20 protein-coding genes are annotated in these 24,601 nt (G+C 54.3%); 11 read left to right on the forward strand and 9 right to left on the reverse strand.

Annotated features, from left to right (window positions below):
- Positions 1-31: 31 nt before the first annotated feature.
- Entirely contained in the window at positions 32-1,840 is a 1,809-nt protein-coding gene (mdoH, locus tag Q0835_RS23920) for a glucans biosynthesis glucosyltransferase MdoH (protein ID WP_298964991.1), read from the reverse strand.
- Between the two features lie 89 nt (positions 1,841-1,929).
- Between mdoH and Q0835_RS23925 the strand changes: the two genes are divergently transcribed.
- The 9 genes from Q0835_RS23925 to Q0835_RS23965 all read left to right on the forward strand — a co-directional run bounded on the left by Q0835_RS23925 (position 1,930) and on the right by Q0835_RS23965 (position 11,419).
- Entirely contained in the window at positions 1,930-2,970 is a 1,041-nt protein-coding gene (locus Q0835_RS23925; protein WP_298964994.1) for a zinc-binding alcohol dehydrogenase, read from the forward strand.
- 44 nt (positions 2,971-3,014) lie between these two features.
- Positions 3,015-3,413 (forward strand): 6-carboxytetrahydropterin synthase, encoded by a 399-nt coding sequence (locus Q0835_RS23930; protein WP_298817853.1) that lies wholly within the window; start codon positions 3,015-3,017, stop codon positions 3,411-3,413.
- 6 nt (positions 3,414-3,419) lie between these two features.
- Positions 3,420-4,472, forward strand: coding sequence for a glycosyltransferase family 4 protein (locus tag Q0835_RS23935; RefSeq protein WP_298964997.1), 1,053 nt, complete (start codon positions 3,420-3,422; stop codon positions 4,470-4,472).
- Positions 4,469-5,251, forward strand: coding sequence for a class I SAM-dependent methyltransferase (locus Q0835_RS23940; protein ID WP_298817857.1), 783 nt, complete (start codon positions 4,469-4,471; stop codon positions 5,249-5,251). The genes Q0835_RS23935 and Q0835_RS23940 overlap by 4 nt, the downstream gene beginning before the upstream one ends.
- A gap of 332 nt (positions 5,252-5,583) precedes the next feature.
- Positions 5,584-7,020, forward strand: a complete 1,437-nt coding sequence (locus Q0835_RS23945) for a UbiA family prenyltransferase (protein WP_298817943.1) — start codon at positions 5,584-5,586, stop codon at positions 7,018-7,020.
- Positions 7,021-7,026: 6 nt separating this feature from the next.
- A complete protein-coding gene (locus Q0835_RS23950; RefSeq protein WP_298965000.1) occupies positions 7,027-8,343 on the forward strand; it encodes an FAD-binding oxidoreductase in 1,317 nt (438 codons plus the stop codon).
- Positions 8,344-8,511: 168 nt separating this feature from the next.
- A complete protein-coding gene (locus Q0835_RS23955; protein ID WP_298817862.1) occupies positions 8,512-8,949 on the forward strand; it encodes an EamA family transporter in 438 nt (145 codons plus the stop codon).
- Positions 8,946-9,959: an NAD(P)-dependent oxidoreductase gene (locus Q0835_RS23960; RefSeq protein WP_298817865.1), complete on the forward strand. Its 1,014-nt coding sequence runs from the start codon at positions 8,946-8,948 to the stop codon at positions 9,957-9,959. The genes Q0835_RS23955 and Q0835_RS23960 overlap by 4 nt, the downstream gene beginning before the upstream one ends.
- A 56-nt stretch (positions 9,960-10,015) precedes the next feature.
- Positions 10,016-11,419 carry an aspartate aminotransferase family protein gene (locus Q0835_RS23965; protein WP_298965003.1) on the forward strand — a complete coding sequence of 468 codons (1,404 nt, stop codon included), beginning with the start codon at positions 10,016-10,018 and terminating at the stop codon, positions 11,417-11,419.
- Positions 11,420-11,650: 231 nt separating this feature from the next.
- Here the strand turns inward: Q0835_RS23965 and Q0835_RS23970 are convergent, their stop codons facing one another.
- From Q0835_RS23970 to Q0835_RS23985, 4 genes are all read right to left on the reverse strand, one after another.
- Complete coding sequence (locus Q0835_RS23970; RefSeq protein ID WP_298965006.1) at positions 11,651-12,841, reverse strand: hypothetical protein; 1,191 nt, start codon at positions 12,839-12,841, stop codon at positions 11,651-11,653.
- Positions 12,842-13,037: 196 nt separating this feature from the next.
- Positions 13,038-14,591 (reverse strand): lipopolysaccharide biosynthesis protein, encoded by a 1,554-nt coding sequence (locus Q0835_RS23975; protein ID WP_298965009.1) that lies wholly within the window; start codon positions 14,589-14,591, stop codon positions 13,038-13,040.
- A 136-nt stretch (positions 14,592-14,727) separates the two neighbouring features.
- Positions 14,728-15,816, reverse strand: a complete 1,089-nt coding sequence (locus Q0835_RS23980) for a hypothetical protein (RefSeq protein WP_298965012.1) — start codon at positions 15,814-15,816, stop codon at positions 14,728-14,730.
- Positions 15,817-15,855: 39 nt separating this feature from the next.
- Positions 15,856-16,968 (reverse strand): glycoside hydrolase family 5 protein, encoded by a 1,113-nt coding sequence (locus tag Q0835_RS23985; RefSeq protein ID WP_298965014.1) that lies wholly within the window; start codon positions 16,966-16,968, stop codon positions 15,856-15,858.
- Between the two features lie 76 nt (positions 16,969-17,044).
- Here Q0835_RS23985 and Q0835_RS23990 point away from each other — a divergent pair, with 76 nt between their 5' ends.
- Positions 17,045-18,211: a glycosyltransferase family 4 protein gene (locus tag Q0835_RS23990; protein WP_298965016.1), complete on the forward strand. Its 1,167-nt coding sequence runs from the start codon at positions 17,045-17,047 to the stop codon at positions 18,209-18,211.
- Here the strand turns inward: Q0835_RS23990 and Q0835_RS23995 are convergent.
- On the reverse strand, positions 18,187-19,527 hold the full coding sequence (locus Q0835_RS23995) for a UDP-phosphate alpha N-acetylglucosaminyltransferase (RefSeq protein ID WP_298965019.1): 1,341 nt from the start codon (positions 19,525-19,527) through the stop codon (positions 18,187-18,189). The two genes, Q0835_RS23990 and Q0835_RS23995, sit on opposite strands and share 25 nt — an antisense overlap.
- Positions 19,505-21,577, reverse strand: a complete 2,073-nt coding sequence (locus tag Q0835_RS24000; protein WP_298965022.1) for a GumC family protein — start codon at positions 21,575-21,577, stop codon at positions 19,505-19,507. The genes Q0835_RS23995 and Q0835_RS24000 overlap by 23 nt, the downstream gene beginning before the upstream one ends.
- 355 nt (positions 21,578-21,932) lie before the next feature.
- Here Q0835_RS24000 and Q0835_RS24005 point away from each other — a divergent pair, with 355 nt between their 5' ends.
- Positions 21,933-22,697, forward strand: a complete 765-nt coding sequence (locus Q0835_RS24005) for a WecB/TagA/CpsF family glycosyltransferase (protein ID WP_298965025.1) — start codon at positions 21,933-21,935, stop codon at positions 22,695-22,697.
- Here the strand turns inward: Q0835_RS24005 and Q0835_RS24010 are convergent.
- Positions 22,694-23,455, reverse strand: a complete 762-nt coding sequence (locus Q0835_RS24010; RefSeq protein WP_298965027.1) for a cobalt-precorrin-6A reductase — start codon at positions 23,453-23,455, stop codon at positions 22,694-22,696. The two genes, Q0835_RS24005 and Q0835_RS24010, sit on opposite strands and share 4 nt — an antisense overlap.
- A complete protein-coding gene (locus Q0835_RS24015; protein WP_298965030.1) occupies positions 23,439-24,539 on the reverse strand; it encodes a cobalt-precorrin-5B (C(1))-methyltransferase in 1,101 nt (366 codons plus the stop codon). Before Q0835_RS24015 ends, Q0835_RS24010 begins: the two co-directional genes overlap by 17 nt.
- Positions 24,540-24,601: the final 62 nt, after the last annotated feature.

Here is a 24,601-nt window from a genome sequence, read left to right on the forward strand (position 1 = left end):
TTTCGTGTTCGATTGCGGTGGTGTCTCGACCTCAAGCTTCTGCTGGTTTGGCGTCTGCCTGGACAAGTCCCTGCTGCTGGTCACCAGGAGGGACCTGGCCTTTGGTGAGTGCCGGCAGATGCAGGTCGGCGAGTTCCGGTGGCGGAGAGGTTTCCTCGGGAATGCGCCACAAGGTGGACTGAATTGCAAGCTTGCCCAATGTCCGGGTTGAAGTGCCAACCGCAATGACTGATGCCAGCAATGGACCGACGGCGACCGGAATCACCGGCCAGACGAGCCCGATCGGTTGACCGGTCAGCCAGAGAAGTCCAGCACTACCGAAAACCGTTTGCGGCCAGAGTTTCTGAAGTGCGAGGGCAACCGGCAACCGGCGGACACCGCGGGCCTGGGCACCCCATCCGATGGTTTTTCCGAACAGCAGGCCACCCATGAAGAGCGTATGGGCAACGGCCATCACCGGAGCGATCATCGCCGAATAGAGGATTTCGGCTCCAACGCTGAGCAGCACACGCACGGGGCCGCCAAAGGCCTTGCGCAGGTCTGCACGGGCAAGCACATCGGCAACCGTTGCAAGCTTGGGTGCAAAGACCATGGTCAGCACCGAGAAGAAGAGCAGTGCACCTGTATCCGGGCGATAGGGCATATAGTCAGTGACTATGCCAAGGACCGCCGCCGCCGTCATGAAGCCGATCCAGGCCGGAGACCCAAGGAACATCAATATGGCGAGAGCCAATTGCGCGCGGCTGACAGGCTTGAGATCCGGCATGCTCAAAAGCCTGCGATATTGCAGGTTGCCCTGACACCAGCGCAGATCCCGGCGGATGAACTCCAGAAGATGAGGCGGATTGACCTCATAGCTGCCGGTTTCGAGCGGCAGCACCCGGACTTCGTAGCCAGCACGCCGCATCAGGACAGCTTCCACCTGGTCATGCGACAGGATAGCTCCGGAAAGAGGACCGTTGCCGGGCAGTTCGGGCAACCGGCAGTGTTCCTTGAACGGCTTCAGGCGCAATACCGCGTTGTGACCCCAGTACGGTCCGCAATCGCCTTGCCACCAGGCGCTTCCAATTGTGTAGGAGCGCATACCGAGCCGCATGCCGAACTGGAAAATGCGTGCAAATGCGCTGTCGGTCGGCAGGCCGACCACGAGACTTTGCAGGATGCCTACATTCGGGTTGGCTTCCATGCGTCTGACAAGTCCGGTTATAGCTTCAACGGACATGAAGCTATCGGCATCCAGCACCAGCGCGAAATCATGCTGGTCGCCCCAGCGATCACAGAAGTCTTCGATGTTGCCTGCCTTGAAGCCCTTGTTGTCGGTGCGACGCCGGTAAACAACCTCCATCTGGCCTTCAAAACGTTCGGACAGGCGGGCCGTCAATTGCTGCTCCTGCAGCGCGATGTCGTCCATCGAGGTGTCGCTGAGAACGTAAAGCGTGAAGTTCTCGGCCTGACCCGCGCGGATCAACTGGGAGACCATGGCACTCAAATTGACTTCAAGGCTTTCCGCGTCTTCATCACGCACACAGGACAGCAGTGCGGTGGAGCTTTTCAGGCGTGCGCTCGGGTCACCGTGATCGATCGGACAGACGGCCTCAACTGGGTTTTTCGAAAGCCGCATGATCGAAAGGCCGATAACTGCATTCCAGAAACCGATGATCGTCCAGGGAAGCGTGATCATGAAACAGGCGAGAATGAACAGATCAAGCGCCGAATAACCGCCAGGTGACAGGGTCACTGTCATAAGCGCCGCGAGGCCCACAAAGCTCACGAGAAGAAGGAAAGAGAACACAATCCGTCGCGTTGTCATATTCGCGGCTGTTTTTTCGGAAATAGACATGTCAGAGACCTGAAACACTTATTTGAATTCCATTCACGGCAATCATCGCAATAGTGCGCATGTCAAAATGTCCTAATGTTGACAGAAGCATGGCGAATGAGAGAGGACTTTATTTCATGAAGGGCGATCCGCTGGTGACCGCGGTCACACGTACGCCAAGAGCGCTTTGGTATGCTGGTCGGGAGCGGTGTACGCTCGAAGGTGTGACGATTGAGGCGTTGCGATCGGACGACGTGCGTATTCAAACTCTCTTTAGCAGTGTGAGCCGCGGCACAGAAGGACTGGTCTTCCGAGGCGAGGTTCCCGAAAGTGAATGGCAGCGCATGCGCGCGCCTTTCCAGGAAGGGGATTTTTCTTTCCCCGTCAAATACGGATATGCCAATGTCGGCAAGGTTCTGGAAGGCGATCCCGCGCTTGAGGGGCGTATCGTTTTTTCGCTCTTTCCACATCAAAGCGATTTCACTCTTCCATCCGGTTACTGTGCTCCCATTCCTGACGCTGTTAGCGCGGAGCGGGCGGTTCTCGCCGCCAATATGGAAACGGCACTTAACGCTATATGGGACGGAAAACCATCACCTGGGGATCACATCTGCGTGGTCGGCGCGGGAGTTGTCGGGCTTTTGACTGCATACGTTGCGTCTCGTCTGCCCGGATCAGTGGTGACGGTTATTGACACCAACGGCGAGCGGGCTGCCATTGCGGAAGTCCTTGGATTTGGGTTTGCTTTGCCGGACGACGCACCAGCCAACCAGGATCTTGTATTCCACACAAGTGCGTCTTCTGCAGGCCTTGAAACGGCCTTGAAGGTCTGTGGCGATGGTGCCTCCGTAGTCGAGATGAGCTGGTATGGAACCAAGGGCGTTCAGGCACCATTGGGCGCCGATTTTCATTGTCGCCGGTTGAAACTCATCTCAAGCCAGGTCGGAACCATTCCAGTCGACCGGCAAGCGCGCTGGTCTTATCGCCGCCGCCTGGAGACGGCGCTCAACTTGCTTCAAGATCCAGTGCTGGACGTGCTGATAAGCCATCGTATAAGGTTCGATGACTTGCCTGAACAGCTTCCCGATTTGTTGAACAAAGCGTCAGATGTGCTGGCCGCGCTCGTCGTTTATGACGGTGCGACCGGCTAAATTCCTTTCGTCTCACTTACCTCCACAATTTCAGGACTATCGAAATGTTTGCAGTTGAAGTTCGCGACCATGTGATGATCGCCCATTCGTTCAAGGGAGAGCTGTTCGGCCCGGCTCAGGCGTTGCATGGCGCAACATTCGTTATCGATGCGGCGTTTCTGGCCGACAGTCTCGATGAAAACGGTGTGGTCATCGATATTGGCCGTGCGCACGAAGCCTTGAAGGAAGTGCTGGAACCTTTGAACTACAAGAACCTCGACGAAGTTCCAGAGTTTGAAGGCATCAACACAACGACAGAGTTTTTGACAAAGCACATTCACGATCACCTTGCCAAAGCAGCACGCAACGACAGACTTGGCCGACCAGGTGCTGAACTTGGTGCGATCCGTGTAACCATTTCAGAATCGCACGTGGCACGTGCCTGGTACGAAGCCAAGATCTGAGTACCGATGAAAAGTCTATGTTTCGCCTATCCGGGTGATCTGGAAACACCAACCGGTGGTTACGGTTACGACCGGCAAATCATCGCAGGTCTGAAGCGTGACGGTTGGGATGTTGATCTTGTGCCGCTTGGAGACGGCTTTCCGTTTCCCGACAATCAGACATTGGCGACTGCCAAGAAGCGCTTGAATACGCTTCCTGACGGTTGTTTGGTGGTCGTTGACGGCTTGGCCTTTGGTGCTATGCCCAATGCCGCCAAGGAGCTGAAGAACCATTTGGAGCTGGTGGCACTTGTTCATCATCCCCTTTGCCGTGAAAACGGTTTAAGCAATTCTGAGGCGCAAGCGCTGGAAAGCAGCGAGCGGGAGGCGCTATCCAACGCACACCATGTGATTGTCACCAGTCCGGCCACCGGCGATCAGGTATCCGATCTCTTCGACATTGAGAAGAAGAACATCAGCATCGTTTTGCCTGGTACGGAGTTGCCCGAACTGCGACAGAAAAATGCGCAGACACCAGTCCGCTTGCTCGCGGTTGGTACACTGGTCTACCGCAAGGGGTATGATCTGTTGCTGAAGGCGCTGTCCGACCTGAAGCAATTTGACTGGCAGTTGGATATTGTCGGTGGCCTCACGGCGGATCCTGCCTGCGTGGATGACATTCAACGTCTCGCGCGGGACTTGGATCTCGACGAACGGCTGGTTTTTCACGGTGCCTTACCTTCCGAACGGCTGAAGGAATTCTACCAGTCTGCTGAAGTCTTTGTTCTTGCCAGCCGCTATGAGGGGTATGGGATGGCCTATACCGAGGCGATGGCACACGGACTTGCTGTCATTGGAAGTGGCGGTGGTGCCGTTCGGGACACGCTGCCACAAGGTGCTGCACTCTATTGCCCTCCGGAAGATGTTGCGTCCTTGCAATCGGCCTTGGAAAGCCTGATCACCGATCGGGATCTGCGCCAAGCGCTATCCATTGGAGCGCGACAAGCTGCAGAAAAGCTCCCGAGTTGGCGCGATGCGTCTGAAAGGTTCTCGCAGATACTTCAAAGGATTTCAAAATGAGTGGATTTTCATCGCATTGGCTGGCGTTGCGGGAGCCGCTCGATTTGGCCGCCAGAAACACCGTTGTGGAGCAGGCCTTTTTTGCCGCTCTGCCCACTTCTCAAGTTCATGTTCTCGACCTTGCCAGTGGAGCAGGTTCAACCGTTGCCGCTTTGAACGACAAGTTTTCAGCGCCTGTTTGCTGGAAGCTGACCGATTTTGATGAGGCGTTGCTGGACGTGGCATCGAGCCGATTTCAGGGCGAACTCAATGTGCAGCAGATCGATTTGCAAGCCGATCTGGAGAAGTTGCCTTTTGATCAATTCGACGCAATCACCACCTCGGCGTTTCTGGATTTGACCTCCAAAGCGTTCCTGGAACGCCTGGTTGATAAGGTTGTCGAGGCCAGGAAGCCGTTTCTGGCAAGCCTGACTTATGACGGTCGGACTGAATTCTCTCCCGGCCATGGCTTGGACGAGGATCTTCGTCAGGCGCTCAACCGGCATCAGCAAACCGACAAGGGGTTTGGTCCTGCGCTTGGACCGGAGGCTGCCAAGGTGGCGATCGAGTTGTTCAAGGCACGTGATTGCCGTGTCGTACAAGGCACCTCAGACTGGCTGACAGGAGCTGATTCAGAAGACTTTCTGCTCGAATTCCTGAGCGGATGGCGGCGGGTTGGCCTCCAGGTTGGACTTGACGCTGAGCGCTTGGAAAGCTGGTGGCAGGACAGGCAGCGCAGGATTGGCGAGGCTCAGCTGCGCGTCATGGTGGGGCATTTGGATTTTGTGGTTCTGCCTTAAAACCACCATTCCCAGATTGCCTTTCAGCGTATGACCCTCGTGAGGCGGCAGTTGGTGAATGCCATCGTGAAGTGAGGCCGGTTCAGTTAATCTGCCGGTAAGTATAAAACCAACGAATTCGCAGATATGCGTGTTTTTCGCCGCTTTTGGGCGGACTTTGCGCCGTCAGCGCTTCCCGTATAAATGGCATGATAAGGAATTTGCGTTAGCCAGAACTGTAATACAGGAAGCGTTTGCACTATTCTTGAATTACATTTGGTTCGCAGAAATCTTCGTCTAACAGAAGAGTGCCAGATGTTTGGGGTAGTGCTCAAACTGAAGGTTCCCGCGTGATGGATCAGCGCTGTGAAACGACAAACCGGGCTATTTACGTAGACTTGGATGGCACGCTCATTGGGGGTGATCTGCTTTGGGAAAGCCTGTTTCAGGCGCTTCGCAGAAAACCGTTCGTTGTTTTCCTGATTTTTGGTTGGTTGCGGCACGGCATTGCCTTCACCAAGGCAAGGCTTGCCGAGGCTGCAGAAATCGATGTTAAAACACTGCCTTATAGAACTGGTGTCGTTGAACGCCTGAAGGCGGAAAAAGCGGCGGGCCGGCGGCTCGTGCTGGCGACTGGATCGAATGAAGCTCTTGCTCAAGCGGTAGCCGAGCATCTGGGGATCTTCGATGACGTGCTTGCGTCCGATGAAAAAACCAACCTGACAGCGCATCGTAAGCTTGACCGGATAAGGGACCGGGTCGGCGAGGAAGGCTTTGACTACTACGGCAACTCTCATCACGACGTCTGTCTGTTTGAAGAGGCGGCCGAAGCGACGGTCGTCGCTCCGGACAGGGCTGCACACAACTGGCAACGCCAGACAGGCGCTGAACGGATTGACGCGACTGAGAGCGAGATCAAAGCTGCAATACAGGCCATGCGCCCGCATCAATGGCTCAAAAACGCACTGATTTTCGTACCCGCAGTCCTGGCGCACGAGATTTTTGTCGCATCCGTTTTTGTCAGTAGTTTGTTGGCATTCGTAGCATTTTCACTCACGGCTTCGGCCATCTATGTGGTTAATGACCTTTTGGACCTTGAGGCGGATCGCCGTCACCGCACGAAGTGCAATCGCCCGTTTGCAAGCGGCCGGTTGAGTGTGCCAAACGGCTTACTTCTGGCAGCTGGCTCGATTGTGGTTGCTTTCGTTATCTCCGCATTCCTGCCCTTGGCCTTCACTGGGATACTGGTGCTTTATCTGTTTATTACAACCGCATATTCGGTCGCGATAAAGCGGATGCTCTTGCTCGATGTTTTCGTCCTGGCCGGTCTCTACACTGTGCGTGTCCTTGCCGGGGGGGCTGCCGCTGATATCGAGTATTCGTTCTGGCTGCTCGCGTTCTCGGTCTTCTTCTTCCTGTCGCTTGCTTTGGTGAAACGCTTTACCGAGTTGCAGCAAGTTGGCGAAGTAGCCTCGCGTGAAGTCACTGGCCGCGGCTATCGGCATGTTGACCTGGAACCTATCTCGCAGGCAGGCATGACATCCGGTTTCGCGGCTGTATTGGTTCTCGCGCTCTATATTCAAAGTCCGGTAATCGAGGAAGCTTATGCAATTCCGCAACTTATCTGGCTTTTGTGCCCGCTGGTTCTCTACATCATCATGCGTATCTGGATCCTCGCGCGCAGAGGCGAGATGCATGAAGACCCGATTGTTTTCATCCTGAAGGACTGGCGCAGCCAATTTATGATCGGTTGCGGTGCCGTCCTTTTCCTGATTGCTGCTGCCTGGTAAGCCGACATGGTCAAGGAAATGCGGCAGATTGCCAGCTGGGGTGGATTGTCGGTCAAAAACCCGCGTCTTCTCGCGCCTGACCGGTATCTGACCAGCGAGATCAGATCGGAAGGTGCGTTGCCTTTTGGCAATGGCAGAAGTTATGGCGACAGTTGCTTGAATGCAGCCGGGAGCGCGATTACGTCACAATCCGCAAATCGCATTCTGTCTTTCGACAAGTCTTCCGGTCTTCTGGAAGCGGAAGCAGGCATCCTCTTAAGCGACATCATCGCAGCTGTGGCGCCGCATGGTTGGTTTCCTGTGGTGGTTCCCGGCACTCAGTTTGTGACGCTTGGCGGTGCCATTGCCAATGACATTCACGGAAAAAACCACCACAGGCGGGGGACATTCGGCTGTCACGTGGTGGACCTGCTGCTCGAGAGATCGGACCAGGGTCCTGTCCTTTTGAACCCAACTGAGGAGAGTGGCCTTTTCGATGCAACGATTGGGGGCATGGGCCTGACCGGTCTGATCCGCAAGGCGACCATTCAGCTGATGAAAGTCGGTTCCTCTTCGATCAACCAGGTGACGACACGCTTTGAAAGTCTGGAAGCGTATTTCGAGTTGGTTGATGATGCAGATGCGCAGCATGAATATGCGGTCGCCTGGATCGACTCTCTGGTCAAGGGGCGGCATTTCGGGCGGGGGCACCTGATTGCCGGCGACCATGCTGCTGAAGGTGAGCATCCGCAACGCAAACCGGTGCCACGTTTGAGCATCCCGCTCACGCCGCCGATCTCACCCCTTCAAGGGCCCTTCCTGAAGCTCTTCAACGAAAGCTACTTCAGAAGCGCGCCTGTGGGCAGATCCGAGCAGTTGGTTGCCTTTGACAAATTCTTCTTTCCGCTGGACCGCGTTGGGCGATGGAACCGTCTCTATGGGCCAAGGGGCCTCCATCAGCACCAGAGCGCTATCCCGCCGGACAATGCGTTTGAGGTCATTAAGTCTCTGCTGGAATGCACCCAAAGAAATCATCATGGGTCCTTTCTGACCGTCTTGAAACGCTTTGGGTCACTGCCAAGCCCTGGGATCTTGAGCTTTCCGCGTCCAGGCTTCACGTTGACGCTTGATTTCCCGGACAAAGGCAGTGTGACCCACAGGTTGCTTGAGCAACTCGACGCCATCACCATTCAGTCCGGGGGTGCGGTGAACCCTTACAAGGACCGGCGAATGTCGAGTGTGACTTTCAGAGCCTCTTTTCCGAGCTGGCAAGAGATCGAGAAACTGCGGGATCCTGCACTTATGTCTGACTTTTGGCGCAGGACTGTCTTGGACGGCAGCTGACATGGTGAATCAAATAATAATAACATGAAGAAAATTTAAGTAATAAAGTCACGTATTATTATTCATACAGTGATATCAAAGTTAAATCGCGCCGGAATTAAGATAATTTAATCAAATTAGATCGATAGTTGCGTTGGTAAAATTTACAGTGAGTGGAGACGATGGGGTATGGCTAAGTTCCTCCCTTTTATTTTATTTACCGTACTAACAAACGCAGCTGCACAAATAATGTTAAAGTACGGAATGACCAAGCTGGGTGATTTCAGCGGGTTGTCCAGCAATCTGGTCATCAAACTACTTCAGGTCGTGTTCTCGCCATTCGTGTTTTTGGGTCTTTGCACCTTTGTGATCTCAATGGCGTCGCATCTTTATGTCTTGTCGAAAGTAGAGCTGTCATACGCCTATCCGTTTTTGTCACTTGCCTATGTGGTTGTGGCTGTCTACGCCTATTTCATTTTTCAGGAAGACTTGAACGCGATGCGTGTCATCGGGATCGCCTTCATCTGCGTCGGCACGATCTTCATCGCGCAAGGCGGATCCAACCCTGATCAGAACCACGCAAAATCCCCGGTTGAAACTGCGGCTCTGAAGGAGACCTCCAAGTGAAACACATTCTTTTCGGTGGAGACGGTTTCGTCGGTCGCCAACTTGCCAAAAAGCTCCTGGAAGACGGTGAAGAGGTCATTGTTGCCGATATCGTCAATGACAATCAGTCAGTATATCCGAAGGCAACTTTTCTTACCTGCGATGTGACCGATCCGGCCTCTATCGCCGCCGTTTCGATAGCTGCGGAAGACATGGTTTACAATCTGTCGGCCAAGATGCTGTCACCGATCCAGGTGCGCGCAAAACGTCACGACTTTTTCTATCCGGTCAACTACGACGGGACCAAGAACATCATCGAAGCGATGGACCGTGCGGGCGCCAAGAAACTGGTGCACTATACCACCGACATGGTCTATGGCCACACCGTTACCTACCCGATGACCGAAGATCATCCTGTCGCGCCACTCGGCGAATATGGTCAATCCAAGCTGGACACGGAGTTCCTGGCAGGCGACTGGCGTGAGCGCGGAATGGACATCACCCTGTTTCGGCCACGGTTGATTATCGGTCCGGGCCGTCTTGGCATCCTGACCAAGCTCTTCAAACTTATCGATATGAACCTTCCGGTCCCCATGATCGGGTCTGGTAAGAACCCTTACCAGTTCATTTCGGTGTTCGATTGTGCCGATGCCGCCTATCGCGCCTGGAAAGCGGGTGTTCCGAATGAAGCTTATAATCTGGGCTCCATCAATCCTCCTCCAGTCAAGAAGCTGCTTGGCGATCTTGTGAAGCACGCAGGATCCAAGTCGTTGCTGCTGCCAACCTGGGGATTTGCGGTCAAGCGCACCCTTGATTTCCTCGACGCCATCAACATGCCGCTGATGGATCCGGAACAGTATCTGATTGCTGACGAGATGTGCGTTCTCGATGTCTCAAAGGGCGAGCGTGACCTTGGCTGGGTGCCGGCCTACCGCGACGAAGATATGCTGATCGCCGCATATGACGAATACCGATCACAGAAAACGGCCGGGAACGGTGCCAATCACGGCAGCGTTCAGCCTGCAGAATAGGATTATCCATGTTAGCTAATGTTGCGACTAAGCAGGACATGCCTGAGGCAGAAGCAATGCGAAGTACCAAACCGGACCTGATGACGGTCGAAGACGCAAAAGCTCTCGACACCAAGTCGATGGCTGAGCTCTTCAAGGACCATATTAATCCCGGACAGTTTCATTTCATGAAGTTGCTGGGGTTCCACAAGGTCAAGATCGAGACTGCGGAAGGGATGTATTACACCGACCAGAACGGTCGAAAGATCCTGGACTTTTTCGGTGGTTTCGGTTCGCTTGCCCATGGGCACAATCATCCGCGTGTGATCGCCGCGCGCCAGCGATTTCAGGATGAAGACCGTCACGAGATTGCCATTGCATTCCTCTCTCAGTATGCAACCGCGCTTGCCAAGAACCTGGCGGCATGCTCGCCAGGCGACCTTGACATGGTGTTTCTCGGTTCGACCGGTTCAGAAGCCATGGAGGCAGCCGTCAAGGTGGCCGAGCGGGCCTCGGGCAGGAAAAACTGCAAGGTCGTATACGCTGAGAACTCATTTCACGGCAAGACGAAGGGCGTTCTGTCGCTCACGGATTCAGAACTCTATCAAGGCGATTTCCAGTTGGTCGGTAACCGGGTCAAGGTTCCGTTCGGCGATCTGCAGGCCTTGAGTAATGCCATCAAATCTGATCCGGACATCGGCGTCGTTGTCTTGGAAACCGTCCAGGGCGGTGGTGGCATCATCTCGGCACCGGAATCCTATTGGAAAGGCGTCAGAGAATTGTGCGACCAGCAGAATGTGCTTTGGGTTGCCGACGAAGTTCAATGCGGTTACGGCCGGACGGGCAAATTCTACGCTTTCGAACACTATGGTGTTGTTCCGGACGTCACGGCGTTGGCGAAATCGCTCGGCGCTGGCAAAGCTGCCGTTGGTGCGATGATTGCCAAACGCGATGTCTATATGAAAGCCTACGGCTCTCCCAAAACGGCAATGATACACGCACAGGCAACATTCGGCGGGATTGGCGAGGCCAGTGTCACGGCTATTGAAGGTTTGAATGTTCTTTATGATGAGGACCTGATTGAAAATTCTGCACGCGTCGGTGCCCATCTGATCGCGCGCCTGAAACAGATCCAGGAGAAATACCCGAAGATCATCAAGGATGTCCGTGGACAAGGCCTGATGGTCGGACTGGAGTTTCAGGATTTCTCGCAGACAATGCCGATGGTTTTGCGGCCCGTGCTCGCCATGCTTGATGAGAAGCTGAAAGGGTCGCTCTCTGGCTTTATCGGCGCTCAGCTTTTGCGCGACTACGACATTCTAGTGGCCTTCACTGAGTATAACCGCAATGTCATTCGCCTCGAGCCACCTCTCGTCTGTACCAAGGAGAACGTCGATACGTTCTGTGATGCGCTGGATGACCTCTTGTCGAAAGGCATTGTCAGCATCGTGAACGGCTTCATCAAATCGCAGGCCGGTTAGCGTTGAGCAAATGAGTGCGGTCTGGCGATCAATGCCAGGTCGCTTCAAACACGGAAACCCGCTTCATTCGAAGCGGGTTTTTTGTTCTTCAGGACCGGTCACCGGTTGCCACGATTGGCGCAGTTCGAAGAGACACAGGTGAACCAGTTCACGGTCTGCGAGGCAGCCAAGAGACGATAGGTGTGGTGTTCAAGCACTCCGCCCGGGTCAATGTCTGGAAGCTGTGCGGGTCTATGATACCCGCTCGGTTTCAGACCGTGCGACTGAAAACTCAGGCTTCCAGATTTCCATCAGGACCAGCAAAAGGGGCAGCATGTAAGGTAAATAAACACGATCATCGGGAAGCGGGAAAGTGACGAATTTTCCGCCGATGCACAGCGTCAAAGCGATGACCGCCATCCATTGACCGGGCGAGACCTCGAAGCCGTTGCGAACGAATAGCGCAAACCCGAGAAGAAATACCGCAAGCAGCATGAGCCAGTCGAAAGCCTGAAGTGTGCGGGCAAGATTGATGAGCAGGGCCTTAACAAACAGCACGGCGTCAAAGGCCGGATCGAACCCGCGCATGTCATCCTGATATTCGATATTGGAGAAATAGAAATGGGGCCACCAGCCTGGGTGCTCGGCGGCCCCGGTCACTGGGAAATAGAGGCACACGCAGGCAATGAAGAGAGCCAGATAGGCCAGTCGGTATTTACTCACCACGAGGGCAGCCAGGAGCAATGCGAAGAACAGAAGAATACCATCCGGCCGGACCAGAAAGGCAAGGATGAGAAACGGTGCTGCAAGGAATGGTTTTTCCCTGCAGACAAAATAGATCGCAGGCAGGGTAAATACCGCCATCATCAGGTCAGGTGTCGCTTCTCTGGCAGAAAAAACATAGCCGATCAGTATGGAGACGGGACCGATGATCAAAAGGCCTTGAACGAAACTTTGGCGGAAGCTCCAGGCGATGACAAACACGCCAACCAACGCCGCGGACATGGTTGAAATCAGGGTTGTTGCATGCACGCGGCCGGTGACTTCTCCAAGATGCTTGATTGCTTCGACATAGGCCAGTTTCACCCGGTACATGGGGAACAGCGACACAAAGTGGTCCGGGTTCTCATACTGGCCGACCCTGTAGGGAATAGACGCAGTAACTTTATAGAATTGAAGCTCTGAAGCGGCTTCCTGAACTTCACCGTAAGCGGTCGCGTGAATTTCTTCCGCCGTATCAAGCCTGTCTTCCACCGCGATCCCGACATAGGCCAGGATGTCCCAGTTGTAGACTGGATTGAAATAGGCAAGCGCCAGGGTTCCAAGAATGATGACCGAGTAGAAGCCGACGGAGAGTGTATTCAAAACACGCTTTGAAAGCAGGGTTCCGATCGATTGCAAAATGGGTCCAAAGCGTTCGCCGAATACGGTTCCGATAGACATTGCTTCAATAGTTCCGATTTGCATTGTTTTCAGATCGTCGCAAAGACTTGTGCTCGATGTTCTTAAGCAAAACGCAAACGCGTCGATCAGTTGATCTCACACTGATGCGAAAACCAATAGAGTTGGCTTCAATTTAGAAATCTCAGGCTAATAACGCCTTAATAGAAGTTGCAAAGAGCGAGAACCACGAGCCAGGTCAGTCAGCTTTTGAGGATCTCATGCGAGTTTTCAACCCATCGAACAGCGGTCGCATTTCCTTCCAGGTGACCGCCCTTAGAAGAAACAGTGCCAGGAAATAAACTGGTGCGGCAGCGCTGACGGCGATTAGAAGACCGATCAGTCCGGAGACGATGGTGAGCATGTAGGCTGCTGTTGCCCCACAAATAGCCGCCGCCAAGGTCGATTTAATAAGGGCAAGCACGGGCAGACGGAGCTGAAGGACGCGATAGCAATAGATACTCAGCATCAGTAGCAGAAGAATACTGGCACCGCCGCGAACCCAGGCGGCTCCCAATTGACCGTAAGACGGTACGGTGATCAGCAGCGACACAGTGGTTGCGCCACACCAAACCAGCATCATGCGAAGCTCGTCAGTGCTCCGGTTTTTGGCGAGGATCGCGCGTGAAATGACAGATGCAAGTGCTTGCGCGATTGCAAATGCAAGCAATATGACCGCCGGCCAGACCGCGGGGGCAAAGTCTTCCCCGAAGACGGCCGGAATGAGCTCGCTCGCGATGGAGGCACCACCAATGGCGATGGGAGCGATGACAATCCCAAGCCATCGAATCGTTTCTTCAAAGGCACTGGCAAAGGCAGTGTCGTCGGCGTTGTCGTGCATTGCTCCGAATTGGGGAACCACGAAGGCGAGAATGAACACGGCCAATTGCGCAATCATGCCAGACATTGTCAGGCCGATGGAATAGTAACCCACCTGGGCGATAGTGAAAAAGAAACCAATAAGTGCAAGCTCGATCCGGGCCCCGAAAAGGGCAAAGACGCTGCCAGATATCCAATTGTTGCGCGCGTAGATTTTTACATCAGCCGGGATCTCGCGGACCCGTTCGGCTGTCTGGCCAAGGTATCGCCTGAGATCGAGAGCTTGCGGCAGGTGCCGGGTGGTATGTCCGAGAATTGCGCCAACGGGACCCAAAAGCAAAGCGCCCCCCAGCACCGAGAAAAACTGCAAGACACAGCCTGTCAGCGTCATCTTCGCAGCGCGATCGAACTGGCCAAGACCCTGTGCTGCGCTGATGGAGATCGTTGAATAGGCGTAACTTAAAAAGAGAACGATTGTGGCGAACCAGACGGATGATCCACGTGCGTCATTCCCTCTGGCAAGCCAAAGTGCATAGGTTCCTATCCCGACTGCCATGATCGCCGTTGTGACAACAAAACGGGATAGCAATGTCTGCAAAAGAGCGCTGTATGGCTGATCGCTGGAAACATCACGCGCAATGAAGCGCAATGTGGCCTGTGGCATACCATAGTCCGACACAATGGTGGCAACAGTCATGAACCACAGAGCGTAAGCCACGATGCCCGTGCCCTCGACGCCAAGCGTGCGGGCCACAATGATGCTGCAAATAAAACCCATGAACATGGAAAGAATGCCGGCAGTGGTGTTCACCACCGAATTTCGAAGCATGGACGCCATCAGGCTACACTCTTCGCAGTCGAAATAGCAGTCATCTGAATCCGCGCCAGACTTGATCTTGGGCCCAAGGCCCTGTTCGTCAAAGATCGGAGACAAATACCCTCCGACTTGAACCTTTGTGTGCTTATTCGGGTCTTACTTATGCCTATTCGCTTAAGATTTCGTGTGGCTAGTCTTCTCGAATGTATCTGATGAATGCGGGAAACGGTTGCACAACACGGGACGGGACAGGTCACAGATCCTTGTATCTGTTCGCCACATCTGTCCAATCGAGAACCTTGGAATCGCCTTCCGCATAGGGCCTGCCAAGCGCGTGTTCGATTGCAAGGGCGACTGACGCGGGATCGCCCGGCCTGTAGCCATAGCGATTTGGTTTTGCACCAGCAGCAAAATCCGGGCAGATGGCATTGAGTTTCAGATAGTCGTACTGCATGAGCTTCATGCTGCTGTCGACCAGGTAGTCCGCATGCTCCATGTCGTGATAGGGCGCGACACCAGCGTCGGCGTATTTCAAGTATGGAAGCGTATCCGTGAACTCCATCCGACCATATTCGGTTATGTTTTCAGCACTTTTCTCAAGTTTAGGCGTACCGACCAGATGAAAGTGGATGTCCGGATAGGTTTCAGATGCGATTTCGAAAAATGTCGGGTCGAAGAGCATTGATCCGACTGTGACGATGTTCTTACCCCCTGAATAGGGGCTCGGGCCAATTGTATCGAAATCTGCTTTTGAAATACCATGTGTCACGAAGTGAACAGGACAGCCAAAATCCTGGAAGTGCTTGGCCATGGCCCGGGCGACGACAACTATGTGGCTGATGGCGGATCGGTCGCGGTAAAGTTGCTCTTCGATAAAGGGATGAGCGTTCACGGTTTCCAGAAGGTCGGATGCGACGTAAATGAGTTTGGCATTTGGCGCGCAGCGCCTGATCCGCCCGACCAACGCCGCCGCGATTCCCGATTCCACGATGATCAGGTCGGCTGTCTCACACGCCCGGTCCATTTCGGAGCAAGACGAGTTGATCCACCATTTGAAAAGACTGTTGGTCAGGAAAGCGAGGCTGCCGAGCCCTCGATTGAACGGATGTATCGGAGAGCGCCACAAAAAGCACTCTATGCCGTTCCTGGTTTGCCATTTGTTGGCATCGCTCGAGAGGGCTTTGCGGTGATCATGAGACAACAAGGAGAGTGGGCTGAAGCCAACGGATACGAATTTTACCGAGTTGCCCAAAGCGTGATAGGCGTCCGCCAGAAAGTGCAGGCTGGCTCGCCACTCGGTTCGATAATCGTGCCGGGAAACGATGAGGACCTTATCTGTCATACACCTCATCCGTTTGCAGTCTCATTTGCTGCTCAGGTTTCATCCGCATTGCCGGTCCAAGTCCTGAAAATATGGCTTGAGTACATTGATTTGGGGTTTGTCGACCCCTGCATCCGGTTGCAGGGACAAGGGATAGTCCCCCCACCAGTCGCCAGCTGCCCAGGCCGTCCAACCAATCCAGATGTCTCTCTGGCTGGCCAGATAGTCGCCAAATTCGTCAAGCCCTGCCAGACAATCGGGTGCACTGGTTCCACCGAATTCACCCAGGAAACCTTTGTACCCATATTGCCGCATCCAGCCCGTTACGCCCTCGAGTGCCAGAATGGCGTCTTTGACCCGCGGACAGGTCGGATTGGTTCCTGAAAAATTATCATCCATATATTGGTGAAACTCGAACGCAAAATTGTCAGCGCTGTCTGAGATGTTCTGAAACAGTTCGGCATTTGACCCTCCTTCCTGATCATCGAACCAGTGCGAGGCTCCGCTCCAGATATTTCCAGGGACAAGCACTAGATTGTTCGCGCCCGTGGCCCGGATGGCATCCAGGCCTGCCTGCGCCGCTTCGAACCACACGGCAGATCCAATGTCCGTTGGTTCGTTCATCAACCCGTAAACGACCAGCGGGTTTCCGGAAAAAACAGGTGCCAGTTGAGACCAGAAGTTCGCGAAATCGGCAGCTGTCACATTGCCTTTGCCCAGGCGATCGTTCTGATACTCAGCATAGTTGTGAGGATCGAGAATGACTGTAAGCCCGCGTCCGTTGGCTTGCCGAACAATTTCGACCAGACGCGTAAGCTCCGCGCTGTCAAACGGACCGTTTAACTCAGGTTGAAGCCTTTCCCATTTGAAGGGAAGCCGAATGGCAGTCATCTGCCGGGACGCAGCCCAGTCCAGAGTTTCGTTAGAGGGATAAATGTAGCTTTGCCCATACTCGCCCTGTGATCCGCCAAACTCACCTCCTGCAAGGTTGACACCACGAAGGCATCTTTGTGCGGAAGCCGGATGCGAAACAGCCGCGACGAGCAGGGTCGCTACAAGCGCGCCGGCAACAAAGCGTCCCGGAAGCGGGATACGTTTTGATGAGGTCAGTGTTGGGCGATGATATTTCATATAGGCTATGGACGGGTCAGCGCTGGTTGGCGATATGATCATAAAGATCTTGTTGAAGGACGGATGTTACCTTGCGCGGAAAGTGCTTGAGCACAAATGTTTTCGCCGGAAAAGATATATGAAACATGAACCCGACACAGACGAGATACTTAACGGCCTTACTGATTTCTCCGATGTGCATGTTGTTCACGTGGTTCGGCAATATGCTCCCAATATAGGTGGTCTTGAAGACGTTGTCCGAAACCTGGCAGCCAGGCAGAACGGGCGGTTCGCCAGCCTCAAGGTTGTCACGCTGGACAGGCTGTTCACGGACTTAGGCTCCAGACTTCCGAAACGGGAGATTATTGACGGTATCGAAGTTTGCCGTATTCCGTTTCGTGGAAGCACCAGATACCCCATTGCACCGTCCGTCCTGGGTGAAATCAAGGACGCTGACCTGGTGCACGTCCATGCCGTGGATTTCTTCTACGATGCCCTTGCACTGAGCAGGCCCTGGCATGGAAAGACCCTGGTTGCGACAACGCATGGCGGCTTCTTTCACACATCCCGGTTTGCACAGCTGAAGCAGGTCTGGTTCAACACGTTGACCCGATTGTCCTCGTCTCAATATGCAGGCATTGCCTGTTGCAGCGAAAGCGACTTTGATCTGTTTCGAAAGATTGCGCCGAGGCGCACTGAACTGATCGAAAACGGGGTTGATCTTGATAAGTTCGGCGAGGCGGCCTCGTTTGAACCCAGGAAAACACTTTTGACGCTCGGTCGGTTTTCGACGAACAAGCGGTTGAACTTGTTGCTGGATCTCATGAAGTCCTTGCCGGCTTCCGACAACAGCTGGCAACTGCATGTAGCAGGTGTTGAATCCGAACTCACCAAAAATGACATTCTGTCACAAGCACAATCTATCGGGGTGGGTGGCCAGGTCAATGTCCATGTTGGTCTCAGCAATCAACAGCTTCGTGACCTTATCGGTCAATGCAGCCTGTTCGTAAGCGCTTCAGATTATGAGGGATTTGGCCTGGTGCTGATTGAAGCCCTGAGTGCGGGTCTCATTCCGGTTGTTCATGCAAATCAGGCTTTTCAATCGCTTTCCGGCAGCAATACGCTCATCCGGCTTTGTGACTTTGAAGACGCGGCGAAGACGGCAAGTGCGGTAAACTCGGCCCTTCAGGACCTCGTTGCCGATCGGAGTGTGCGTAAGCGCGCAGTTCAATCCGTTCAACGTTATGGTTGGTCGCATACGGCAAAAAAATATGACGACCTTTACACCCGTGCCCTGAGGCTCTGACGATTTTGGTCCCGGGTGCTCCAAAAGCTTCGGTTAGCGCGGTGCGGAGGTGGAGGCTTTGCACTGACACTTTGCTGTTGCGCGCTGCCTGCTGACGACTTCATGATGTCTGCCGCTCCTGCAGCGACCCAGAAAAGGGCTGCCAGCTTGATCGAATAAAACGAGTTGGAAACGGTCATGAGCAAGGAGATGTAAACAACGGCCAGGGCCTTGAAATGAAGCGCTTGGGGGGCGTTGGAGGGCGCATAGACAAAGAGCGTCCAAAGGGCCAGCAAGCCGATAATCCCGCACTTGACGATAGAATAGGCAAACCCGTTGTCGGCCAGGAAGGGAACATCCGGCCGCAATCCGAACAATGCGTCCAGAGTAATCAGTTGCTGCAGGTGACTGGCATGGATGAGCCGCCCAATGAAGTTGTCGGCCCAGGGCAAGTCTGGAAAGAGCCCGCCAAAAACGGCCAGCGCAAATACGATCAACGGCGGCAGGCACCACCACAGAAATCTTGGAACGAGATAGGCAGCCCCGGCGGCAACAAACAGGAAGAAGCACACGAACATGCCGAAACGGGCGTCCGCCAGGACAATGACGACAAAGGCCAGTACCAGGAGCAGCAGCCGGTGTTTCATACCCTTTCGAAAGAGCGCCCAAAGGCACAGAAAAGCCCCGAAATTGCCCATCGTTACGGGTTCCAGGAACACGGAAGAAGCTCTGATCTGTCCGAGAAAGTCAAAGAAGTTCCGACCTCCGACACGGGTGCTCGAGACGAACAAGTTCGAACCCTCGATAAAGTTGTCATCGATTTCCAGAGTGCCGCGCGCAACGTAATATCCAAAGATATCGACGATCTGCGTATAAAGGTCGAGGAACAGGAACTCCAAAAACCCGATTGCCAGAACAATGAGGGTGCAGGTCCAGATCAGCCTGTCGGCGTCTTCTATCCGCTGAAATTTGCGTCCGATGAAATAAAAGATAATCGGGATGAGAAAGTCGCGAATGGCTTTCAGGTCAAGTTCCGGACGCAAGGCAAGAATGAAGGCCATGTAACTCAGATAAAGTGCCAGAATGACATAGAGCGCAGGATTACGGCTTACGGCGAGTAGAAGCGCGCAGCCGATCAATGCAAGCTCGGTTAAGATGACGTGGCTTTCGGAAATTCCGAACAAATTGGTATTGAAAACCGCCAGCAGGAAGTTGAACGTCAGGGCCGCGATTACAACTGCGCTGACAGCATTCAGCCAGAGGCGGTAGCGACGCTCTTCAATGTCCTGCAATGTCCCGGCAAAGGCTGGCCGGTCAGACAGCTGAGAGTACAACATTCCCGATGATCCGGTCTTGCCAGGGCTCAAGATAGGCCGTTGTGCGCTCAAAGTCGCTGGATCTGGTTTCGCCAAGCGCTGTAATCAGAATGATACCATCGCAATGGCGCAAAAGGACAGGCAACAGCGGACTGGCGTCAATATTGCCGGCGTCGATGAGCAGAAAGTCGTCATAGCTGGATGCGAGATCTGCGTTGGCTGCGTATTTTCGTTTAGTATCGATTTGCTCGACACGCAGGTAACTCGACAGGCCTTTCCTTTGAGAGGCAGAGCCGAGGTCGCTGTCTTCTGCCGCGATTTCAAGGCTCTGATCGGAGAGGTTCATGGCCAATCTGTTCAGCGTGTTTACTCTCGGGTTGGCCGATGAAACAACGCTGTCGGACGATTGATCTGCACGTCGTTGGCCAACGGTATGAGCAAAGAGCACTTCTTCGCCCATATCATGCAATTCAACAGCTACATTGCGGATAAAGCGGGACGTATTTCCCGTGTTCCCAATAGATAGAACAAGAATGTTGGCGGGCTTTTCATCGGCAAATGCCTGCCTGAGAGCGTAAGCCACGCGGGTGCGTGCAATTCCGTTCTGTTTTTGAATTGACGATGAGGGTTTTCCCAACCACCCGGTCAGTACGGACCCGCTTCCGCGGTCATTGGCCGGAGCGGAAATATTGGCCAGGATCGGAGCGCCCGTCCCCGTCGCGACGGCTCGCTCGCTGGTCAAGTTACCTCGTAGAAGGGAAAGACCGATCACTCCAGCTGCCGCAAATACAAACCCGAACAGGCTACCGGCGCCGAGGGCAACGATCTTGTTGGGTCCGGTCGGTGAGCTGGGCACCGGCGCTTCTGAAAGTATTCTGGAACTGTTGGCGCCCAGATCCGGAAGTTCTTCCAGTTCTCTTGAGCGTTTCAAGAATGCCTCATAGATACTGCGGCTGGCATCGGCCTCGCTTTGCAGCTGGCGCAGTTCGATAAGCGCTTTGCCCTGCAGCGTGTTCTGCGACTGCAAATTCTTGGATTGCTGCTCCAGCCCGCTCAAGGTGAGGCGTGCCTGTTCGAACTGGCCTTTGACCGTTTGTTTGATACGTTGGAGTTCGGACTGGATTTGACGCCCGGTGTTGTTCATTTGCGATCGTAATTCGCGCAAAGTCGGGTGATTTGCACCGAGCGTTGTAGCAGCCTCAGCTTCCTGCTGTGCGATGCGCGAATACTGAACCCGCAGCGAGTTCAAAACCGAGCTGATCGCGTCCTGGGGAACAATCCCGGCCTCGACGTCCGCCAGGGTCAGAGATGCCATCTGGTCATTGATGACCTTGGCCCTTTCCATCGTCACCCGGGCTTCTGTGATCTGGTTGTTGAGCGCGTCGAGCTGCTGATCGATAACCGACCCGCCGGCAGTGCTAATCAGACCTTGCCGCGCCTTGTAGGCTTCCACGGCGGCTTCTGCGGTTTCGACACGGCCTTGTAACTGCTCTGCTTGTGCACTCAGACTTTCGCTTGCCCGTGCGAGCGACTGCGTGCGGTTTGTTCTGGATTGCTCGATATATGCGTTTGCGGTCTCGTTCGCGATTGCCGCCGCGAGCTCTGCATCCGTATGCTTGACCACGATAACGAACACCAGAGACCTTTCGATCCTGTACACGTTGAGCGCCTCACGCAAGGCTTCAAGCGTGGCCTCTCTTGATTCCGCAGAGGATCGGTTGGAGCTGAAACCGCCGAATATTTTTTGCCTCAGTCCCAGTTGCTGAAATTGTGGTGAGTCGTCCAGTCCAAGATTGTTGGCAACCTGGTTCAGAACGGCTGCGGACAGAATGATGTGCGTTTGGCTGTCCAGATCCATACTCTGGAGGGATTGGTTGCTGGCGGTCCCCACCGGATTGCTTGATATGGTCTGCGCTCCCTCCGGCTGCACAAGAAGCTCGGCCCTCGTCTCGTAGACAGGGGTCTTCAAGGCAACAAAAACAAACGCTATTCCGGCAAAAATGACTGGAAACAGAAGCAGCCAGAAGATATTGCGTTTCAGAAGTGCAGGTATGTCCGTGATATCGATCATGATGTTGTCTGCACTGTTGCCTTAGGAGCAATTTCGGGTCTTGTCGTGTTTCCGGCCAGTCAAAGATGCGTGAGCATGCTTCCACCATCTTTGGTCAGGAAATTCGTAAACAAACATGATTAACGCATCGCAAATATCCGGCAGGTGTCAGCCGGTATGCGTTGCTGGAACATGGTATACGGTCGGTTACTTCTGCCAAATAAAATAGGGTAGAGCTAAGAATAGGCCATTAATGCTAAAAGCAAATAGCGATCGGAATTAAATAAATTTAATAATGTTCGACATAAGACTCTCGTAACTTACATAACAATAATCGTTAGCTCGGCAACAGGCCGTGAATGGAATTTTATTGGCAATGAACAAGGTTGAGTTGGGTCTGCAGCCGTGGATCAACACAATGGAAATTGGACCGCTTGAAATTTCGCGCCTGAATCGTCAGGAAGCGATTGGTCTTATCCGGTCGGCTGTCCTTCAGGGCGAGCGACTGGACGTTGCCATTTGCAATGCTCACACGGTTCTGACCGCGGTTGACGACCCGGATTTCGCGGCAACACTCAATCGCATGACCTTGCTGAACGACGGGATCGGGATCGATCTCGCCAGCCGGTTCCTCTGCGGAAGCTCTTTTCCTGACAATCTCAATGGCACGGACTTGGTGCCGGATGTCCTGAAGGGCATCGGTCTTTCTTTGCGCATCTACCTGCTTGGTGCTGAAGAAACGCAATTGCAGGAGGCAAGGAAGCATATTGAGGAAACCTATCCTCCACACGAAGTAGTCGGCTGCAGAAACGGCTATTTCGATATGGATGATTGTCGTGACATATGCACAGACATCAGTGCGCTGAAGCCTGATCTTCTTCTGGTTGCCATGGGCAACCCGAGACAGGAAAAGTTCATCGTTCAAAACCGACAGAACCTCGATGTGAAAGTGGCGATCGGTGTCGGAGCCCTTTTCGATTTCATGTCGGGTTCCGTTGCCCGCGCGCCGAAGCTGGTACGCGCTGCCGGACTGGAATGGCTCTTCAGGTTGCTACAGGAGCCGAGGCGTCTGTTTCGCCGCTATGTCATTGGAATTCCAAGATTTGCGTCTGCTGTGTTTAAATTCAGATTTGGCGGCTAACCAGGACGATCCACGAACCGTTCGATCAGTTTCAGAACCTCAATTGCAGAGCTGGCTGTGTCTGCATCCGGTAGAATCGGTCTCTTGATCATGAGAACAGGGATCTGGCGTTGCCGCGCCGCTTCGATCTTGGCGTAGGACGATGCTCCGCCGCTGTTTTTCGTTACCAGATGCGTGATCTTGTGGTGCTTGAGCAGGTGGTGTTCCGCATCGACGCTTTTGGAAGGGCGCTCGAGGATCAAGTGCCAGTGATCCGGCAGTGGCCGCACGGGGGGCTCAATCATCCGCACCAGCGCAAAACAGTCGTCCCGGTAAGTAAACTTGTCGATCTCCTTGCGCCCGACTGAGAGAAACGCACGAGAATTCTTGGGTAGTGCCTCGGCTGCATCGGCTGTCGTGGCAACATGGTGCCACCAGTCGCCGTCAGCTTCATGCCACTCCGGTCGCTCCAGGCGGATGAGACCAGTATTAGTCCGCCTTGCAGCATCAACCGCATGCCGGCTCATATGGGCGGCAAAGGGGTGCGTTGCATCAATGATCAGGCTGACATCTTCCTCTTTAAGATAGCTGACAAGACCATCGACGCCCCCAAAACCACCTATTCGGGTCGGAACACCGAGATCAGGCAGATCCTTGACAACGCCCGCAAAGGATATCGTCAATCTGATCCCTGCAAAGCGTCGGGCAATCGACGTTGCAAGTTGGCGGGCCTCGGTCGTCCCGGCAAGCAGCAAGATGTGGTCATTCGTCCGAGTCAAATCCACATTCTCCGAGAACAATTCCCTGCCGATCCGTGATCAGGACTTCGATCGCAACAGGAGCTTCCCTCAGGATCCGGCGTATCGCTGTTTTTGACTTGTGCGCTAACGGCGAACTCAAGTCGATACCTTCTGCCAGAGACGCATCAAGCACTTCCTTGGCGGTATTGGCCGAGGTGGCGGCCTCGATCAGGGAAGCGGGAGCTGCCGCTTCGTGGAGCAGGTCCTGCAGAAACGAGAAATCGATGGAGCTTCGCGCCGAATGAAGGTCGAGCGCTCCCTGAGCCAGTTTTGACATCTTGGCAAACCCGCCGGCTACCGTCAGCTTGTCCACTGGATGGGCGCGAAGGTATTTCAGGAGCCCACCTGCAAAATCTCCCATATCGAGGTAGGCAGCCTCATCCAGCTGGTAGCGATCGCGAACGGCATCTTCCGATGATGATCCGGTGGCGCCGACCACATGTGTCAGTCCGATCGCCCGGGCGACATCGATGCCCCGATGAATAGAAGCGATCCAGGCGGCGCAGGAAAACGGGCGCACAATGCCGGTCGTGCCAAGAACCGACAGGCCCCCCATGATACCCAAACGGGGGTTCATGGTTTTTTGCGCGAGCTCAGCTCCGCCATCGATGGAAATCGTGATTTCAACGTCTCCAGGAGCCTGGTGTCTGGTAGCGACATCCTCAATCGCGGCCTGCATCATCTGGCGCGGCACGGGATTGATCGCCGGTTCGCCCGGTGGTACCGGCAAGCCAGGCCGTGTCACTGTACCGACCCCTTCTCCGGCCTTGAACTTCACACCTGCGGTCGGCGGCAATCGCGTCACGGTCGATGTAATCAGTGCGCCATGCGTCACATCGGGGTCATCGCCGGCGTCCTTGGTTATGGAAGCGCTTGCTGTGCCGCCTGATAGGACATGGTGCGTCAGCGCGAATTGCGTCGTGCCACCCTTTGGCAGCGTTATTTCAACAGGATCCGGAAAGGTGCCCGTAAGAAGTGCTTCATAGGCCGCTTTTGCTGCGGCCGTTGCACAGGCACCGGTCGTCCAACCGCGCCGCAACTCTTTGGGCTCATTTCTCGACATCGTTCCTCTATAGCGGAAGATGCCGTGCATTGCGCGCTCGTCAATATGTACGCGATGAAATG

The organism is uncultured Roseibium sp. (assembly GCF_947499295.1).
In the GTDB taxonomy this organism is placed as follows: domain Bacteria; phylum Pseudomonadota; class Alphaproteobacteria; order Rhizobiales; family Stappiaceae; genus Roseibium.